This is a genomic window from Vibrio sp. Y42_MX_L11, from assembly GCF_024181785.1.
Lineage (GTDB): Bacteria > Pseudomonadota > Gammaproteobacteria > Enterobacterales > Vibrionaceae > Vibrio > Vibrio diabolicus.
The window spans coordinates 23,617-40,702 of sequence record NZ_JAMZAP010000002.1; the positions used below are offsets into that span (position 1 = coordinate 23,617).

Sequence of the window (17,086 nt, forward strand, 5' to 3'; positions counted from 1 at the left end):
CACTAGCGACAGTTTTTTGGTAACAAATCGTCTGTAACAGGGCTAGCTGAGGAGCCTTGACATGTCCAAGTACCATCAGAAGCACGAACCAACTCAAAGTTTTTGCTAGTGATAAGGTTACTTACGCCTGAGGCATTGAACGTGAACTTGATAGTGCCACCAGCTGAACTAGCAGTTGAAAATGCGATAACACCTGAAGGGATTGTGCTCGGTACACCTAGATCTGCTTCTGTTTGGTTAGCTGTTGAACCATCCGGAAAAGCACCATTTTCTACAGCGTAAGCTTCAACGTTAGTTTTTACACCAGTTAATGTAGCTAATGCGGATGCGACTTCTGATTTCGCTACATATTTTTGATATTGAGGAATTGCAATCGCTGCTAAAACACCGATAACTGCTACCACAATCATCAATTCAATCAGAGTAAAACCCTGTTGTTTTTTCTGTTTACTGTTTTTCATTTTTAACCCTTTCCTAAAAATTAATAATGCTCTTGCATTAGCGAAAGATTATGGAGAGTTAAGGTGGGTTGAAAATGGGGAAGAGATGGGCTCTCGAGTGAGATAAAACTCTTTGGTGAAAAGTTGCATATCGCATGCAGAGTTTTGCGAGTAGTACTATTTTTTAGTGGATAAAAAGAAAGGGCCAATTGGCCCTTTTTAATGATGAATTACTCACAACCCACTGAGTTAGTTGAAGTAATTTGAGATTTGTTGCTTTTGTTATTTGAAGCGCATCGAAAGATCCATCGCTTTTAGATGCTTAGTCAACGCGCCTACCGAAATGTAATCGACACCGGTTTCTGCGTATTCTGCGATGGTCTCTAGCGTAATGTTGCCGGAGTTCTCTAAAGCGGCACGACCTGCGTTAATCGCTACGGCTTCACGCATCATTTCTTTTGTGAAGTTATCTAGCATGATGATGTCGGCACCGGCGTCTATCGCTTGTTTCAACTCTTCTAAGCTTTCCGTTTCTACTTCTACCGGTTTGCCTGGGTTGAGCTCTTTCGCTTTTTGGATCGCTTGAGTAATACCACCACAAGCAATAATGTGGTTTTCTTTAATAAGGTAAGCGTCGAACACACCGATGCGATGGTTAAAGCCACCACCGCAGGTCACGGCGTATTTTAGTGCGCTACGCAGACCAGGAATGGTTTTGCGTGTGTCTAGTAGACGACACTCAGTATGCGCGATCTTTTCAGCGTACTCTGCGGTAACTGTTGCGCAGCCAGACAGCGTTTGGATGAAGTTCATTGCGTTACGCTCACCAGTTAACAAGTCACGAGCAGGGCCTGTCAGCGTACAAAGGGTTTGGTTAGGTTCGACTTTATCGCCGTCCTTTACGTGCCATTCAATGCTGACCTTACCACCGAGCTGTTTAAAAACTTCATCAGCCCATGCTTGACCACAGAACACACCATGCTCGCGAGTAATAATCGTTGCGGTATTAACTGCCTCGGCAGGGATCAAAGATGCAGTAATGTCGTTATCTACGTCGACACTGCCACCTAGATCTTCTTTTAAGGTATCAGCGACAGAGCGAGTGATCTCTAAAGGGAGTTGTTGTTTAAGGTATTCTAGGCGTTCTTGAATGTTGTGTGTGTTCTTCATCGCAAATCTTGTCTTGAAAGGGAGATGGCAACGGATGATACTCTCCGGTGTCAATAATTTCAGCAGTTAATTTGCAAAGTAGAGAGGTTGATATGCGCCCAATTATCGAGAATGGCTGGCTGACACAGGCAAAGCATGTTCCGTCACCATTTTTTGATGCCCGCTCTGATACAAACGACATCTCTCTACTGGTGGTACACAACATCAGTTTGCCTCCTGGGCAGTTTGGTGGACCATATATAGAGGACTTCTTCACTGGCAAGCTAGACCCAAACGCACATCCATTTTTTGAAGTTATTCACAAAATGGGCGTTTCTGCACATTGCTTGATTAAGAGAAACGGCGAGGTCGTTCAATTTGTTTCTTTTCTCGATAGAGCATGGCATGCCGGTCAATCCAGTTTCGCGGGCAGGGAGCGTTGTAATGACTATTCCATTGGTATCGAGCTTGAAGGGACAGAATTTACTGCCTACACAGAAGCGCAATATCAATCACTTGCAGAGATCACTGAGGTAATTATGCAGTCTTATCCCCACATCACCCTGCCACGAATTACCGGTCATCAATATATTGCGCCCTTGAGAAAAAGCGATCCTGGTCTAAGCTTTGATTGGGTGAAATATAGACAGCTTATACAGCGTTGATTTGTAGCGAAAGTGTAAATTCAAAAAAAGCGAAATAAATAAGGCATACGATCAGGTATGCCTTTTTTTGATACCAGAAATATTAATGATTGTTAAAAGTTAACTACATTTTTACGCTCGTATACGCCATTTTGGTGAAGAAATAGACTGATAATTTTGTCATTTTCTGTATTTCTTTTCCAAAATTGCTAGCACGTCGACTTCCCATTTGTATGCTTTATGTAATTGGTCATACCAATTCTATTGCTGTTTTAACAGTCGATTGTTATCAGAGTGTTGGAAGTAAGCTCGTTCTATGATTTAGGTCAATTTTCGGCTGGACAGTGGCGTTTTAATTATGTTAATTTCTGCACCAACTTAAAATTGGTATTACCAATTACCTGCAAGAGTAGAAGAACAATAAATTATGGCTTATCAAAGGATTCGTCAGCCAAAACTCTCTGATGTTATAGAACAAGAGTTAGAAAGGTTGATAGTGGAAGGAACATTGTCTCCGGGGCAACAACTGCCTCCAGAGCGTGAACTGGCAAGACAGTTCGATGTGTCTCGTCCTTCAGTCCGAGAAGCCATTCAACGCTTAGAAGCGAAGCGTTTGTTAACTCGTCGCCAAGGTGGCGGAACATTCGTAAGTGAGAATATCTGGAAGAGCTTTTCAGATCCCTTGTTGAATTTGTTGTCTAGTCATTCTGAAACCCAGCTTGATGTGCTTGAGTCTCGTCATGCAATGGAAGGAATTTCAGCTTACTTTGCAGCTTTACGTGGTACCGAAGAAGATTTTGCGCGTATTCAAGGTTGCCTTGAGCGCATTAGCCAAGAGCAAGCAAACAACGATATCGAAGCTGAATCTGCGGAAGTGATGCAATTTTTGATCGCTTTGACAGAAGCCGCGCACAACGTGGTTTTGTTGCACATTGTTCGAAGCTTAGCGCCTTTGCTTGAGCAAAATATTCTACAAAATTTTAAATTACTACGTCGCCGCCCAGAAGCGGTCGAGAAAGTCAGTAAACACCGAGCCAATATCGTGGATGCGATTGTTTCTGGTCAGCCTGAAAAGGCGCGAGAAATGTCCCACTCGCACTTGGCTTACATCGAAGAAACATTGTTGGATTTGACTCGAGAAGAGTCTCGACGAGAGCGTTCTCTACGTCGAATTCAGCAGGGTAACGACTCGTAAGAGCGTTACTTAAATAAGTAGATCCAACCAACAGAAGGATAGATCGCCATGTCTGATATGAAGCATGACGTAGATGCACTGGAAACTCAAGAATGGCTACAAGCGCTTGAGTCAGTTGTACGTGAAGAAGGTCTAGAGCGTGCTCAATTCTTATTAGAGCAAGTTCTAGATAAAGCACGTCTAGACGGTGTTGATATGCCAACAGGTATCACAACTAACTACATCAACACGATTCCTGCAGACCAAGAACCAGCATACCCAGGTGACACAACACTTGAGCGTCGTATTCGCTCAATTATTCGTTGGAACGCTATCATGATCGTTCTACGTGCATCTAAGAAAGACCTAGAGCTAGGCGGCCACATGGCGTCTTTCCAGTCTTCTGCTGCGTTCTACGAGACATGTTTCAACCACTTCTTCCGTGCGCCAAACGAGAAGGACGGTGGCGACCTAGTTTACTACCAAGGTCACATTTCACCAGGTATCTACTCACGTGCATTCGTTGAAGGTCGTCTAACTGAAGAGCAGCTAGACAACTTCCGTCAAGAAGTAGACGGCAAAGGTATTCCTTCATACCCGCACCCTAAACTGATGCCTGAATTCTGGCAGTTCCCGACAGTATCGATGGGCCTAGGTCCAATCGCTTCTATCTACCAAGCTCGTTTCCTTAAGTACCTAGAAGGCCGTGGTCTTAAAGATACTTCAGAGCAGCGCGTTTACGCGTTCCTAGGTGACGGTGAGATGGATGAGCCAGAATCACGTGGTGCTATCTCTTTCGCTGCGCGTGAGAAACTAGACAACCTATGTTTCCTAATCAACTGTAACCTACAGCGTCTAGATGGCCCTGTAATGGGTAACGGTAAGATCATTCAAGAACTTGAAGGTCTGTTCAAAGGTGCTGGTTGGAACGTAGTGAAAGTAATCTGGGGTAACAACTGGGATTCACTACTAGCTAAAGATACTTCTGGTAAGCTTCTACAGCTTATGAACGAAACGATCGATGGCGACTACCAAACATTCAAATCAAAAGATGGCGCGTACGTACGTGAGCACTTCTTTGGTAAGTACCCAGAGACAGCGGCACTTGTTGCTGACATGACTGATGACGAAATCTTCGCACTTAAGCGTGGTGGTCACGAGTCTTCTAAGCTATACGCGGCATACAAAAACGCGGCAGAAACTAAAGGTCGTCCAACAGTAATCCTAGCTAAGACTGTTAAAGGTTACGGCATGGGTGAAGCGGCTGAAGGTAAGAACATCGCGCACCAAGTTAAGAAGATGGACATGACTCACGTACTACACCTACGTGATCGTCTAGGTCTTCAAGACATCCTAACTGACGAAGCTGTGAAAGAACTTCCGTACCTGAAACTTGAAGAAGGTTCAAAAGAGTACGAATACCTACACGCTCGTCGTAAAGCGCTACACGGCTACACACCACAGCGTCTACCAAAATTCACTCAAGAATTCATCGTTCCTGAGCTAGAAGAATTCAAGCCACTACTAGAAGAACAGAAGCGTGATATCTCTTCTACTATGGCATTCGTACGTGCACTAAACGTTCTACTTAAGAACAAGAACATTGGTAAGAACATCGTTCCTATCATTGCTGACGAAGCGCGTACATTCGGTATGGAAGGTCTGTTCCGTCAAATCGGTATCTACAACCCGCACGGCCAAACTTACACACCAGAAGACCGTGGCGTTGTTTCTTACTACAAAGAAGCGACTTCAGGTCAGGTTCTACAAGAAGGTATCAACGAGCTAGGTGCTATGTCTTCATGGGTTGCTGCTGCGACTTCATACTCGACAAACGACCTACCAATGATTCCGTTCTACATCTACTACTCAATGTTCGGCTTCCAACGTGTTGGCGACATGGCGTGGATGGCTGGTGACCAACAAGCACGTGGTTTCCTACTAGGTGCAACTGCGGGTCGTACAACGTTGAACGGTGAAGGTCTACAGCACGAAGACGGCCACTCGCACATTTTGGCGGGTACGGTTCCTAACTGTATTTCTTACGACCCAACATTCGCGTACGAAGTAGCAGTAATCATGCAAGACGGTATCCGTCGCATGTACGGTCCAGAACAAGAAAACGTGTTCTACTACCTAACGCTAATGAACGAAAACTACGCAATGCCAGCAATGCCAGAAGGCGCTGAAGAAGGCATCCGTAAAGGTATCTACAAGCTAGAAACTTACACGGGCGACAAAGCGAAAGTTCAGCTGATGAGCTCTGGTACTATCATGAATGAAGTACGTAAAGCAGCTCAAATCCTAAGCGAAGATTACGGTGTTGCTTCTGATGTTTACTCTGTAACGTCATTCAACGAACTAACTCGCGATGGCCAAGATGCAGAGCGTTTCAACATGCTTCACCCAGAAGCGGAAGCGAAAGTACCTTACATCCAAACAGTAATGGGTACTGAGCCTGCTATCGCAGCAACTGACTACATGAAGAACTACGCAGAGCAGGTTCGTGCATACATTCCTGCTGAGTCTTTCAAAGTTCTTGGTACTGATGGCTTCGGTCGTTCAGACAGCCGTGAAAACCTACGTCGTCACTTCGAAGTGAACGCAGGTTACGTAGTAGTAGCAGCGCTAACTGAACTAGCGAAACGTGGCGAAGTTGAGAAATCTGTAGTTGCAGAAGCAATTAAGAAATTCGACATCGACACAGAGAAAACAAACCCGCTATACGCTTAATTAAGAAGGTAGATAAGAAATGGCAATCGAAATTAATGTACCAGACATCGGTGCGGATGAGGTTGAAGTTACTGAGATTCTTGTAAGCGTTGGCGACAAGGTTGAAGAAGAGCAGTCTCTGATCACAGTTGAAGGCGATAAAGCTTCTATGGAAGTTCCTGCTTCTCAAGCGGGTATCGTTAAAGAAATCAAAGTTGCAGAAGGCGACAAGGTTTCTACTGGTTCTCTAATCATGATTTTCGAAGCCGAGGGTGCAGCTGACGCTGCACCTGCTCCTGCGGCAGAAGCAGCTCCAGCAGCAGCTCCAGCTCCAGCAGCAGCGGCAGAACTAAAAGAAGTTCACGTACCAGACATCGGTGGTGATGAAGTAGAAGTTACTGAAATCATGGTTGCCGTTGGCGACAGCATCGAAGAAGAGCAATCTCTTCTAACTGTTGAAGGCGACAAAGCTTCTATGGAAGTTCCAGCGCCATTCGCAGGGACTCTAAAAGAGATCAAAGTTGCAGCTGGCGATAAAGTATCGACTGGCTCACTTATCATGGTATTCGAAACAGCAGGTTCAGGCGCTCCAGCAGCACCAGCACCAGCGGCAGCTCCTGCGGCAGCAGCTCCAGCAGCGTCTGCGGCAAAAGAAGTGAACGTTCCAGATATCGGCGGCGACGAAGTTGAAGTTACTGAGATCATGGTTGCAGTTGGCGACACAGTGGAAGAAGAGCAATCTCTAATCACTGTTGAAGGTGACAAAGCTTCTATGGAAGTTCCTGCACCATTTGCTGGTACGGTTAAAGAAATCAAGATTGCAGCTGGCGACAAGGTGTCTACTGGCTCACTAATCATGGTATTCGAAGTGGCGGGCGCAGCACCTGCTCCTGCAGCAGCTCCAGCTCAAGCGGCAGCACCTGCAGCTCCGGCTCCTAAAGCAGAAGCTCCAGCGGCAGCAGCTCCAGCAGCGACTGGCGATTTCAAAGAAAACGATGAGTACGCTCACGCGTCTCCAGTTGTTCGTCGTCTAGCGCGTGAATTTGGCGTTAACCTTTCTAAGGTTAAAGGTTCTGGTCGTAAGAGCCGTATCCTAAAAGAAGACGTTCAAGCTTACGTGAAAGATGCACTTAAGCGTCTTGAGTCTGGCGCAGGTGCAGCAGCATCTGGTAAAGGCGACGGCGCGGCTCTTGGTCTACTACCATGGCCAAAAGTGGACTTCAGCAAGTTTGGTGAGACAGAAGTTCAACCGCTATCTCGCATTAAGAAGATCTCTGGTGCAAACCTACACCGTAACTGGGTAATGATCCCGCACGTTACACAGTGGGATAACGCAGACATCACGGCTCTTGAAGCATTCCGTAAAGAGCAAAACGCGATTGAAGCGAAGAAAGACACTGGCATGAAGATCACGCCACTTGTGTTCATCATGAAAGCGGTAGCTAAAGCGCTTGAAGCGTTCCCAGCGTTCAACTCTTCTCTATCAGAAGACGGTGAGAGCCTAATTCTGAAGAAATACGTGAATGTTGGTATCGCGGTAGATACACCAAACGGTCTTGTTGTTCCGGTATTTAAAGACGTGAACAAGAAAGGCATCTACGAGCTATCTGAAGAGCTAATGGCTGTTTCTAAGAAAGCACGTGCAGGTAAGCTAACTGCTGCTGACATGCAAGGTGGCTGTTTCACTATCTCTAGCCTAGGCGGTATCGGCGGTACGGCGTTTACTCCAATCGTAAACGCGCCAGAAGTTGGTATCCTAGGTGTGTCTAAGTCAGAAATGAAACCGGTATGGAACGGTAAAGAGTTCGAACCGCGTCTACAACTTCCACTATCTCTATCATACGACCACCGTGTGATCGATGGTGCTGAAGGTGCGCGCTTCATCACTTACCTAAACTCATGTCTATCTGACATTCGTCGTCTAGTTCTGTAATAGAAATTAGATGAATGAGAGGCGGCGACTTAGCCGCCTCTGCTAATCATAATTACCGACAATTTGGTTATCAGCCTTGCTTCGTTCAGGGTTTTCACAATCGAATTGTTGTCTAGCTCACAGGCTAAATTGATTTACTTTTCACACCATTAACATCTCTGTAAACTGTTAGCGGTCTGAAAATAACTGTTTAAAACAAATCTCTCTTAAACATAAAAAATCGATACCCACTCAGCCTGTTAGGGATAATGACTACAAGAGGTCAAAATGAGCAAAGAAATTAAAGCCCAAGTTGTTGTACTTGGTTCTGGTCCTGCTGGTTACTCCGCTGCATTCCGTTGTGCGGACTTAGGTCTTGAAACTGTACTAGTTGAACGTTACAGCACGCTTGGCGGTGTATGTCTGAACGTGGGTTGTATCCCATCTAAAGCACTGCTTCACGTTTCTAAAGTAATTGAAGAAGCGAAAGCGATGGCTGACCACGGCGTTGTGTTCGGTGAGCCTCAAACAGACATCAGCAAAATCCGCATCTGGAAAGAAAAAGTTGTTAACCAACTAACTGGCGGCCTAAGCGGCATGGCTAAGATGCGTAACGTAACAGTAGTTAACGGTTACGGTAAGTTCACTGGCCCTAACTCTATCCTTGTAGAAGGCGAAGGTGAGCCAACAGTTGTTAACTTTGACAACGCAATCGTTGCGGCTGGTTCTCGTCCAATCAAACTGCCATTTATCCCGCATGAAGACCCACGTATTTGGGACTCTACTGACGCTCTTGAACTAAAAGAAGTGCCAGAAAAACTGCTTATCATGGGTGGTGGTATCATCGGTCTAGAAATGGGTACGGTTTACCACTCTCTAGGTTCTAAAGTTGAAGTTGTTGAAATGTTTGACCAGGTAATTCCTGCAGCAGACAAAGATATCGTGAAAGTATTTACTAAGCGTATCAAAGACAAGTTCAAGCTAATGCTAGAAACGAAAGTAACAGCAGTTGAAGCAAAAGAAGACGGTATCTACGTTTCAATGGAAGGCAAGAAAGCGCCAGCTGAAGCTGAGCGTTACGATGCGGTTCTAGTTGCTATCGGTCGTGTACCAAATGGTAAGCTAATCGACGGTGAAAAAGCGGGTCTAGAAATTGACGAGCGTGGCTTCATCAACGTTGATAAGCAAATGCGTACTAACGTTCCTCACATCTTCGCGATCGGTGATATCGTTGGTCAACCAATGCTTGCTCACAAAGGTGTGCATGAAGGTCACGTAGCAGCTGAAGTTATCTCTGGTAAGAAGCACTACTTCGACCCTAAAGTTATCCCTTCAATCGCGTACACTGAGCCAGAAGTAGCTTGGGTTGGTAAGACTGAAAAAGAAGCGAAAGAAGAAGGCATCAAGTACGAAGTGGCGACATTCCCATGGGCAGCATCAGGTCGTGCAATCGCATCTGACTGTGCAGACGGTATGACTAAGCTAATCTTCGACAAAGAAACTCACCGCGTAATCGGTGGTGCTATCGTTGGTACTAACGGTGGTGAACTACTTGGTGAAATCGGCCTTGCAATTGAGATGGGCTGTGATGCAGAAGATATCGCTCTGACTATCCACGCTCACCCAACTCTACATGAGTCTGTAGGTCTAGCTGCTGAAGTATTTGAAGGTTCAATCACTGACCTGCCAAACAAAAAAGCAGTTAAGAAGAAGTAAGCTTTTTCTGACTGAATGATAGAAACCGCTGCATTGCAGCGGTTTTTTTATGCTTGTTAGTTAGGAATATAAAACGTGTGTTCAGCTGACAGCTGACAATAAAAAGCCCACCAAACGGTGGGCTGACATATATTGCGAGTTAAGCTTTAGTGTTCACGGTTGTAAATGCAAAGCATGTCTAAGTATGAACTAACAAGGTGCTTAAGTTCCGCTTCACTTTTTGCACGGTTCGCTTGGACAAACAGTGAGTAACAAATACCGTGGAACAAGTTTGCCAAGTGTTCTGAATCGTGCTGGTCACACACTTCGCCGCGTTCAATCGCTTTAATGAACATGTTTTGTACCAGCAACTGGTTAGTACGGTTAGTTGAAACAAACAATGGCCATACTTCATCACGTGTTGAAGCACTCCACTCGAACCAAACTTTTAGCCAGTGACAGTCTTGACTGACAAGCTCGATCATTGCATTAGTAATATTGGCGATGTTTTCACGTGCGTGTAAGTCTAAGTCGATGTTATCCGATAGGAAGTTCGAGAACTGACGTACGACGTGGTTGAGTACTTCATCAACTAAGTCTTCACGAGTCGGGAAGTAGTTAAAAACGGTCGCCACAGAAACTTGAGCAATTTCTGCGATATCTGCGTGACCACCACGACCGATGCCGCGGCGCGCAAACACTTCCAATGCGATTTCCATTAACTGTTGCTTACGTTTGATCGGGGAAAGCCTAGTTCTAGGTCTCTTTGCAATTGAGTCCATATCCATTTTCCTTGCCATTTGAGTTGATATTGGGGGTAACCCCCTAATTGATTATTTTAATAGTTGCTTAAAGCAGTGATGAGTGTAATGGTGCATATCAACAAGGTCAACATCTGTAGAACAATTTATATACAGTAATGTAATTATTATTGATAAAATTAGCTATGAACTTTATAAAACTAAGACCTTCTTCCAAGATTTTTTGGCAACAGGATGTGACTTTCAACCCAATGAACGTGGTGATACACTACACGCCGTAAGATTAGGTGATCGTTTGCGTGCGACTTACCTCAACCCACAAATTAGATTGAGCACAGTATGAAACATACAATAGAAGTCATGATTTCTGAGCAAGAAGTTCAGGAACGAGTTCGTGAATTAGGCAAACAAATTACAGAGCGTTATCAAGGTAGTGAAGATCTTGTGTTGGTAGGCTTATTGCGTGGCTCATTTGTATTTATGGCAGACTTGGCACGTGCTATCGAACTGACTCACCAAGTTGATTTTATGACAGCGTCAAGCTACGGCAACACAATGGAAAGTTCACGTGACGTTCGTATCTTGAAAGATTTGGATGATGACATCAAAGGCAAAGACATTTTGCTTGTTGAAGACATCATTGATACAGGTAACACACTAAATAAAATCCGTGAGATCTTATCGCTGCGTGAGCCGAAGTCTATCGCGATTTGTACGCTCCTAGATAAACCATCTCGTCGTGAAGTGAATGTTCCTGTGGATTGGATTGGTTTTGAAATCCCAGATGAGTTTGTCGTTGGTGTGGGTATTGATTACGCGCAGAAATACCGCCACTTACCATACATCGGTAAAGTTGTACCTCAAGAATAATCATTGAGAGCAGCATTAAAAATACAAAAAAACGCCCATCTCAGATGGGCGTTTTTTGTTCAACTTTTAGATGTAGCTTAGCGACAAAGCAGCTTATTGTCTGTATTTAGAATCGTCGAAAGGGCTTTCTGATAAGACGCTTCTACGGTTTCCTTAGAGTTAGAACGAATGCCTAAGTACTCTAAACGACCATCTTCAATTCCGTATACCACGCCATGAATTTCAACATCTTGCCCACGCTCCCAAGCGTTTTGCAGGATGGTTGAGTTACCCAAGTTGTACACTTGCTCTGCGACATTAAGCTCGCCTAGTTTATCTGCTCGATCTTGCTGCGGCATTTGATCTAGGTAAGTGCGGTGTTTGAAATAGATATCTCTGATATGTAACAGCCAATTATTAATAAGACCTAGCTTAGGGTTATCAATGGCAGCGTTTACGCCACCACAGCCATAGTGTCCACAGACAATGATGTGCTTAACCTTAAGAACGTCTACGGCGTATTGAACGACGGACAGACAGTTGAGATCAGTATGGATGACTTGGTTTGCAACATTCCGATGAACGAATAGTTCACCCGAGTATAGTCCGGTTAGTCGCTCGGCAGGGACACGGCTATCAGAACAGCCAATCCAAAGAAAATCGGGCTTTTGACCCTCTGCGAGTTTTGCGAAGTATTCAGGTCGATCAGATTTGATCTCTTGAGACCATTTTGAATTGTTTTCAAATAACTGTTTAATTTCCGGCATCTTGCAAACTACTTCCCTTAAAAGACAAAAGCGCTGCCGCTTATATGAACATGCAAGCGATCAGTGTTGTAACTATACACAATGTTACAATTTCGATCTCGTTAAATATTCGTCAGACAGGACTCATCTGACTAGTTTTCATCAATAAAAACGTAAAATTAGGCCTAATTATTTGTGGTGTGAATTTAGCCTTAATCTATTTATGGTTTAAATTTTCGCCTGGCTCGTTAAAGTAATGACATTTTACTTTTTAAAATTGAATGCAGGGAAATCAGCAGTGTTCGGTAGTCGTTTTGAAGATATTAATTTCAAAGGGGATGTATTTGGCGGGGTAACCACAGCGATTATCTCTCTTCCTTTGGCGTTAGCGTTCGGTGTTGCATCCGGTGCAGGGGCAGAAGCAGGCCTCTGGGGCGCAATAATGGTCGGTTTGTTTGCTTCGTTGTTTGGTGGTTCTAATACGTTAATATCAGAACCAACAGGGCCAATGACGGTAATCATGACCGCTGTGTTAACCAGTATGATGGCGAAGTATCCAGAAACGGGCATGGCCATGACCTTCACGGTTGTTATGATGGCTGGTGCGTTCCAAATCCTATTAGGGACGTTAAAACTGGGTAAATACGTTACCTTGATGCCTTATAGCGTGATTTCGGGCTTTATGTCAGGGATTGGCGTGATTCTTATCATTTTGCAGCTATCACCTTTGATGGGGCATGCTGCTCCTTCAGGAGGAGTGCTCGGAACATTATCTGCTTTGCCGGAGACCATTTCTAACCTCAAGTTCAGTGAACTGTTTTTAGGTCTACTGACTTTGGGGATTCTCTTTTTCTTCCCTAAGCAATATCGAAAATATGTACCAGCGCAACTCGTGGCGTTGGTTGCGGTGACTTTATTGTCTGTGATGTTCTTCGATACGGAAGACATTCGTCGTATCGGTGAAATCCCGGCAGGATTGCCTTCTCTCGTTGCACCTCATATTGATCCAGATATGTTTGTTGAGATGGTTATTGATGCGTTGGTGCTCGGCACCTTAGGTTGTATCGACACTTTGTTAACGGCGGTTATCGGTGACTCCTTGACTCGTAAAGAGCACGACTCAGACAAAGAACTGCGAGGCCAAGGTCTTGCCAACATGATCTCAGGCTTGTTCGGTGCTCTACCTGGCGCGGGCGCAACGATGGGCACGGTGACTAACATTCAAGTTGGGGCTCGTTCGCCATTGTCCGGTGTGATTCGTGCACTTATGCTTGCATTGGTCGTATTGGTTGCAGGTGGATTAACGGAGCCGATCCCAATGGCTGTGTTGGCTGGCATTGCAGTATATGTCGGCTTTAACATTTTGGATTGGAGTTTTATTCAACGAGCACACAAGGTTAGCTTTTCCGGAATGGCGGTAATGTATGGCGTTATGTTGCTCACAGTGTTCGTTGATCTTATCGTTGCCGTGGGCTTGGGCGTCTTTATTTCCAACATTATTATCATTGAGCGTCTGAGCCGAGAGCAGGCGAGACAAGTGAAAGCGATCAGCGACGCGGATGAAGACGATGTGCCGCTAACTGACAGCGAGCGTGGCTTGCTTGATCGCGCCAATGGCAAAGTACTGTTCTTTTATCTTTCGGGTCCAATGATCTTCAGTGTTTCTAAGGCAATTTCACGCCAGCACTCCAGTATTTCGGATTATGATGTGATGATTCTCGATCTTACCGATGTACCTATGATTGATGTCACCGTCGGTTTAGCGTTAGAAAACGCGATTAAAGATGCGCTTGATGCTAATTGTGCCGTGTATTTGTTGTGTCCAAATGAGCGCACGCGAGAACAGCTAGAAAAGTTCCACGTCATTGATCTTGTCCCAAATGACAATATGTACCAATTCCGTTATGAAGCATTAAATGCGGCGGTAGCACATGTCGAGGCGGACCAGTATCAGCGTATAACGGCGTAATCACTCTGATCGTTAAAAACGCAACAGCGTTCTGTTGCGTTTTTTATTCCCTAACTTTTCCTTACTTGCAGATAACCTTTACGTTGATAGGGACTATATTTCCAACATTATCGAAAGGTTTAATTGTAATCATCGTTATTCAACGATAAACTGATGGACCTCCAGTACAATACCCAAGGCGATTTCGTAGTAAACCGCTGATAAACATCGAGTCGGTATTAGTAATCACAAACAAACGGCAATCAAGACCTTATGTACGCATTAGAAATTGAACAGCTGCGCAAGACGTATGCAGGTGGCTTTGAGGCGTTAAAAGGTATTAGTCTCCAAGTGAAAAAAGGTGACTTCTACGCGCTTCTGGGTCCCAATGGTGCAGGAAAATCGACCACGATCGGCATCATCTCCTCCTTAGTGAACAAAACTTCTGGAACGACGAAAGTTTTCGGTTATGACATTGATACCGACCTTGAGTTGGCCAAACAGAATTTAGGCTTGGTGCCACAAGAGTTCAACTTCAATCAGTTTGAAACTGTTGAACAAATCGTGATGCAGCAAGCGGGCTATTACGGTGTGTCTAAAGTATTAGCCAAAGAACGAGCTGAAAAGTACCTGAAAAAACTCGATTTATGGGAAAAACGTAAAGAGCGTGCCCGTAATTTATCTGGCGGAATGAAGCGCCGTTTGATGATCGCCCGAGCTTTGATGCACGAGCCGCAGTTGCTCATTTTGGATGAACCAACGGCTGGGGTGGACATTGAACTACGCCGCTCAATGTGGGAATTTCTGAAAGAGATCAACCAAGAGCAAGGGATTACGATTATTTTGACGACGCACTACCTAGAAGAAGCGGAGATGCTGTGTCGAAATATCGGCATTATCAACCGGGGTGAGTTGATTGAAAACACCACCATGAAGGCGTTGCTAGGTAAGTTAAGTGTCGAGACATTTATCCTAGACATTGAATCTGAAGGCGAGGTACCTGAGCTTGAAGGCGTCAATCGACAAAGTATTGTTGATGGCTCTTTAGAGATAGAGCTAGATAAAAGCCAAGGATTGAACTCAGTGTTCAGTCAGTTAACAGAGCATGGTATTAGAGTTCTTTCAATGCGTAACAAAGCCAACCGACTGGAAGAGTTGTTTGTCAGCATTGTAAGAGAAGGGAGTAAGTAAATGTACGGTTTATATTGGACGGCATTTCGTAGCTTGCTGAGCAAAGAGATCACCCGTTTTACGCGTATTTGGGTGCAAACTTTAGTACCGCCAGCTATCACAATGACACTGTATTTCATTATTTTCGGTAATCTTGTTGGCTCTCGAATCGGTGAGATGAGCGGCTTTAGCTACATGGAGTACATAGTTCCAGGTTTGATCATGATGTCGGTGATCACCAATTCATACTCGAATGTGGCGTCTTCGTTCTTTAGTGCAAAGCTACAGAAGAACATTGAAGAGCTGCTGGTGGCACCGGTGCCAAATTACGTGATTATTGCTGGATACGTAATGGGCGGTGTGACTCGAGGTTTGTTAGTTGGCGCTATTGTTACCTGTGTGTCTCTATTGTTTGTGGATCTGCAAGTTGAACACTGGGGTATTATTGTTGCGACCGTCTTCATGACATCCGTTGTATTTGCTCTAGGCGGGCTGATCAATGCAGTCTATGCAAAAACGTTTGATGATATTTCGATCATTCCTACATTTGTGTTGACCCCGTTAACCTACTTGGGTGGTGTTTTTTATTCCATCAGCTTACTGCCTGAATTTTGGCAAGGTGTCTCTAAGATTAACCCAATCGTCTACATGGTGAATGCGTTCCGTTATGGTTTTTTAGGCGTATCGGATGTAGGTATTGTCACCTCATTCAGTGTGCTTGCGGTGTTTGTGATAGCGCTGTATGCCGTTGCTCATTACTTAGTAACGAAAGGTATTGGGCTAAGAAGCTAAGACTCTCCCACACAACAAAGAGCAGCGAATCATGCTGCTCTTTGGCATGCATAACAATACATACCCATACAATCATTCAGTTTTTATCATGATAGGTTTCAATCATTTGTAATAAATGAGTGATCCTATGAATATTGTCCCGCCGCCGCCTTTCTCCTATCAGTTACTTAAGCCCAAATATTGGTCTGTTTGGCTAGCATTTGGCTCTCTAGCGGTCACTGTAAATCTACTCCCTTACGTGGTGTTGAAAGTTTTAGGTAGAGGCATCGGTTGTATTGCGATGCATGTAATGAAGCGCCGACACAAGATCGCTCTGCGTAATCTCCAGCTGTGTTTCCCTGATTTTACGGATTGGCAATGTAAGGACGTAGTACGAAAAAACTTTCAATATACGGGAATGGCGATCATCGAAACGGGCATAGCCTGGTTTTGGCCAGATTGGCGGATACGTCGGATAACCTCTATTGTTGGAAAAGATCGTTTACTCGCTGAGGAAAAGAATGGCCGTGGTGTGTTGGTGGTGTGCAGTCACCATTTAAACTTGGAGATAACCGCTCGTATTTTTAGCCAGTTTGCCAAAGGTTATGGCGTTTATCGCCCAAATTCGAATCCTGCTTATGAGTTTATTCAACATCGAGGTCGAACTCGTTTTGGGCATCAAATGATTGATCGAAAAGACGTTAAATCAATGCTCAAAGTTCTGAAAAATGGTCATCGACTTTGGTATTTGCCCGACCATGATTATGGCGTCAGCCATTCTGTTTTTGCGCCGTTCTTTGCTGTTGAACAAGCCGCGAGTACCATGGGCTCTAGTGTGCTTATAGACGCAACAAAGTGCGCGGTCATATCTGGCGTCACAGTGAGCAAGAATCACCATTACACGTTGTATATTGGGAAAGATATCAGTGAGCGTTTCGAGAGGCGTAATGCGATTAAAGCGGCAAGTATCTTGAACCAAGAGCTTGAGAAAATGATAAAACGTGATATTCCAGCGTGGATGTGGCTGCACAAGCGGTTTAAAACACGCCCTGAAGGGTTAGATTGCGTCTATACGTAGAAAATAAAAAAGGTCGACTAAGAGTCGACCTTTTTAC

14 protein-coding genes are annotated in these 17,086 nt (G+C 44.6%); 10 read left to right on the forward strand and 4 right to left on the reverse strand.

The window, feature by feature from the left end; all coding sequences use genetic code 11:
* Positions 1–2: 2 nt before the first annotated feature.
* Positions 3–461, reverse strand: coding sequence for a pilin (locus NL643_RS02020; protein ID WP_047008977.1), 459 nt, complete (start codon positions 459–461; stop codon positions 3–5).
* A gap of 261 nt (positions 462–722) precedes the next feature.
* Positions 723–1,610: a carboxylating nicotinate-nucleotide diphosphorylase gene (gene nadC, locus NL643_RS02025; protein WP_151515107.1), complete on the reverse strand. Its 888-nt coding sequence runs from the start codon at positions 1,608–1,610 to the stop codon at positions 723–725.
* Positions 1,611–1,702: 92 nt separating this feature from the next.
* Between nadC and ampD the strand changes: the two genes are divergently transcribed.
* The 5 genes from ampD to lpdA all read left to right on the forward strand — a co-directional run bounded on the left by ampD (position 1,703) and on the right by lpdA (position 9,747).
* On the forward strand, positions 1,703–2,254 hold the full coding sequence (ampD, locus tag NL643_RS02030) for a 1,6-anhydro-N-acetylmuramyl-L-alanine amidase AmpD (protein ID WP_253643824.1): 552 nt from the start codon (positions 1,703–1,705) through the stop codon (positions 2,252–2,254).
* A 406-nt stretch (positions 2,255–2,660) separates the two neighbouring features.
* The gene (gene pdhR, locus NL643_RS02035; protein ID WP_005396680.1) at positions 2,661–3,428 is read left to right on the forward strand and encodes a pyruvate dehydrogenase complex transcriptional repressor PdhR; all 768 of its coding nucleotides are present in this window, start codon (positions 2,661–2,663) and stop codon (positions 3,426–3,428) included.
* Positions 3,429–3,476: 48 nt separating this feature from the next.
* Complete coding sequence (gene aceE, locus NL643_RS02040) at positions 3,477–6,140, forward strand: pyruvate dehydrogenase (acetyl-transferring), homodimeric type (RefSeq protein WP_005396679.1); 2,664 nt, start codon at positions 3,477–3,479, stop codon at positions 6,138–6,140.
* Positions 6,141–6,159: 19 nt separating this feature from the next.
* On the forward strand, positions 6,160–8,052 hold the full coding sequence (aceF, locus tag NL643_RS02045) for a pyruvate dehydrogenase complex dihydrolipoyllysine-residue acetyltransferase (RefSeq protein WP_253643825.1): 1,893 nt from the start codon (positions 6,160–6,162) through the stop codon (positions 8,050–8,052).
* 267 nt (positions 8,053–8,319) lie between these two features.
* On the forward strand, positions 8,320–9,747 hold the full coding sequence (gene lpdA, locus NL643_RS02050; RefSeq protein WP_005379993.1) for a dihydrolipoyl dehydrogenase: 1,428 nt from the start codon (positions 8,320–8,322) through the stop codon (positions 9,745–9,747).
* Between the two features lie 146 nt (positions 9,748–9,893).
* Here lpdA and opaR read toward each other — a convergent pair whose 3' ends face one another.
* Positions 9,894–10,508: a transcriptional regulator OpaR gene (gene opaR, locus NL643_RS02055; RefSeq protein ID WP_031780576.1), complete on the reverse strand. Its 615-nt coding sequence runs from the start codon at positions 10,506–10,508 to the stop codon at positions 9,894–9,896.
* 318 nt (positions 10,509–10,826) lie between these two features.
* Here opaR and hpt point away from each other — a divergent pair, with 318 nt between their 5' ends.
* On the forward strand, positions 10,827–11,357 hold the full coding sequence (gene hpt, locus NL643_RS02060) for a hypoxanthine phosphoribosyltransferase (protein WP_005379995.1): 531 nt from the start codon (positions 10,827–10,829) through the stop codon (positions 11,355–11,357).
* Between the two features lie 77 nt (positions 11,358–11,434).
* Here the strand turns inward: hpt and can are convergent, their stop codons facing one another.
* Positions 11,435–12,103 carry a carbonate dehydratase gene (can, locus tag NL643_RS02065; protein ID WP_005379996.1) on the reverse strand — a complete coding sequence of 223 codons (669 nt, stop codon included), beginning with the start codon at positions 12,101–12,103 and terminating at the stop codon, positions 11,435–11,437.
* Between the two features lie 277 nt (positions 12,104–12,380).
* Between can and NL643_RS02070 the strand changes: the two genes are divergently transcribed.
* From NL643_RS02070 to NL643_RS02085, 4 genes are all read left to right on the forward strand, one after another.
* A complete protein-coding gene (locus tag NL643_RS02070; protein ID WP_114323662.1) occupies positions 12,381–14,051 on the forward strand; it encodes a SulP family inorganic anion transporter in 1,671 nt (556 codons plus the stop codon).
* Positions 14,052–14,303: 252 nt separating this feature from the next.
* Complete coding sequence (locus NL643_RS02075) at positions 14,304–15,221, forward strand: ABC transporter ATP-binding protein (protein ID WP_047008973.1); 918 nt, start codon at positions 14,304–14,306, stop codon at positions 15,219–15,221.
* Positions 15,222–15,992, forward strand: a complete 771-nt coding sequence (locus tag NL643_RS02080; protein ID WP_253643826.1) for an ABC transporter permease — start codon at positions 15,222–15,224, stop codon at positions 15,990–15,992.
* 127 nt (positions 15,993–16,119) lie between these two features.
* Positions 16,120–17,049 carry a Kdo(2)-lipid IV(A) acyltransferase gene (locus NL643_RS02085; RefSeq protein ID WP_253643827.1) on the forward strand — a complete coding sequence of 310 codons (930 nt, stop codon included), beginning with the start codon at positions 16,120–16,122 and terminating at the stop codon, positions 17,047–17,049.
* Positions 17,050–17,086 lie beyond the last annotated feature (37 nt).

Coding starts and splice junctions, on each gene's coding strand:
- NL643_RS02085 (WP_253643827.1), top strand. CDS start 16,120: ATGAATATTGTCCCGCCGCCGCCTTTCTCCTATCAGTTACTTAAGCCC.
- pdhR (WP_005396680.1), top strand. CDS start 2,661: ATGGCTTATCAAAGGATTCGTCAGCCAAAACTCTCTGATGTTATAGAA.
- hpt (WP_005379995.1), top strand. CDS start 10,827: ATGAAACATACAATAGAAGTCATGATTTCTGAGCAAGAAGTTCAGGAA.
- can (WP_005379996.1), bottom strand. CDS start 12,103: ATGCCGGAAATTAAACAGTTATTTGAAAACAATTCAAAATGGTCTCAA.
- nadC (WP_151515107.1), bottom strand. CDS start 1,610: ATGAAGAACACACACAACATTCAAGAACGCCTAGAATACCTTAAACAA.
- NL643_RS02080 (WP_253643826.1), top strand. CDS start 15,222: ATGTACGGTTTATATTGGACGGCATTTCGTAGCTTGCTGAGCAAAGAG.
- NL643_RS02020 (WP_047008977.1), bottom strand. CDS start 461: ATGAAAAACAGTAAACAGAAAAAACAACAGGGTTTTACTCTGATTGAA.
- aceE (WP_005396679.1), top strand. CDS start 3,477: ATGTCTGATATGAAGCATGACGTAGATGCACTGGAAACTCAAGAATGG.
- aceF (WP_253643825.1), top strand. CDS start 6,160: ATGGCAATCGAAATTAATGTACCAGACATCGGTGCGGATGAGGTTGAA.
- ampD (WP_253643824.1), top strand. CDS start 1,703: ATGCGCCCAATTATCGAGAATGGCTGGCTGACACAGGCAAAGCATGTT.
- lpdA (WP_005379993.1), top strand. CDS start 8,320: ATGAGCAAAGAAATTAAAGCCCAAGTTGTTGTACTTGGTTCTGGTCCT.
- NL643_RS02075 (WP_047008973.1), top strand. CDS start 14,304: ATGTACGCATTAGAAATTGAACAGCTGCGCAAGACGTATGCAGGTGGC.
- opaR (WP_031780576.1), bottom strand. CDS start 10,508: ATGGACTCAATTGCAAAGAGACCTAGAACTAGGCTTTCCCCGATCAAA.